2 protein-coding genes are annotated in these 1,190 nt (G+C 39.2%); both read right to left on the bottom strand.

Going from position 1 to position 1,190, the window contains the following annotated elements; translation table 11 throughout:
• Positions 1-259: inositol monophosphatase family protein (locus tag ACFIO3_RS13410; RefSeq protein ID WP_375686458.1), on the bottom strand; the 259-nt coding region annotated here is incomplete at its 3' end.
• A gap of 11 nt (positions 260-270) precedes the next feature.
• A complete protein-coding gene (gene efp, locus ACFIO3_RS13415; protein WP_375606557.1) occupies positions 271-846 on the bottom strand; it encodes an elongation factor P in 576 nt (191 codons plus the stop codon).
• Positions 847-1,190 lie beyond the last annotated feature (344 nt).

Genomic DNA, 1,190 nt, shown 5'->3' on the forward strand with positions numbered 1-1,190 from the left:
GATCAACAATAAAACGATGTTGTGAATCTTCGCCAATGATTTCCTCAGACTCTTCCATCAGAAAACCAAATTTGGGGCGTGCTTTGCTTAGTTCATTGAAAATAATTTTTTCCGCTTTGCGATCTGCTTGGCTGACATAATCTGCAGGTCCTTTCAAAGACACTTGCAAATTTTGCACTTCACCGTAATCACGTACCAACGAGCGTCCTGCTTTCATTGCAGCTTGCACCATGACATTCATGACTGCAGAATGGGCCATTGTTTATTCCTTTATTTATCTTTTTCATTTGCGCGACGCAAATAAATCAACTCATTGGTGTCTACAATGATACGTTCACCAGCATTCATAAAGGGAGGAACAAGAATCCGAATCCCATTTTCAAGAATAGCGGGTTTATAAGAAGCTGTAACTGTTTGTCCTTTAAGTGCAGGATCGGCTTCAGCAATCGTGACAGCAACCTGATCAGGAAGTGAGATGCCGATAGGCTTTTCTTGATAAAGTTCAACTGTGACAGTCATCCCATCTTGGAGAAAAGCGGCACGTTCACCAACAAAATCCTTTTGGAGTTCAAGTTGTTCATAAGATTCTGAATCCATAAAGACCAAAGCATCCCCTTGTTGATAAAGAAAGGTGAAATCTTTTTGTTCAAGGCGCACGCGTTCAACTGTCTCAGCAGCACGAAATCGTTCATTAAGTTTTGTACCATCAATCAAATTTTTCATTTCAACTTGGTTAAATGCACCACCTTTTCCTGGTTTTACAGCGTTACATTTAACAGCAACCCATAAGCTCCCTTGATGTTCGATCACATTACCAGGACGAATTTCATTGCCATTAATTTTCATCGTTTCTATCCAATTCTATTCTTGCAAAAAGAACTCTCTTGTTGTCTTTATGGCACTTTTCTTTGCTGCCTTTAACAGTCAAGCTCTTTTTTTATTTTCGGGTTTACCCCCCCCTTGTTAGCCTTGCGGCTCTCTCCATAATCCTTGTATGCTCTTCATTGTCTTTGCTTATGGGCGTTGCAGAAAAAAGTACAAAAGGACCTTTATGTATTTTTGCTTTTCAGTTCTTTGCAAGACCATAAAAAGTGCTCAGACGCAAGCTTTTTAAAAATTTACACAAACATTTTTTGGGATTTTGGGAAAATTTATCCCGTTGTGTCGTAAAATATCATCATTGATGGCAA

It is taken from the genome of Bartonella sp. AD328YNZD, from assembly GCF_042196425.1.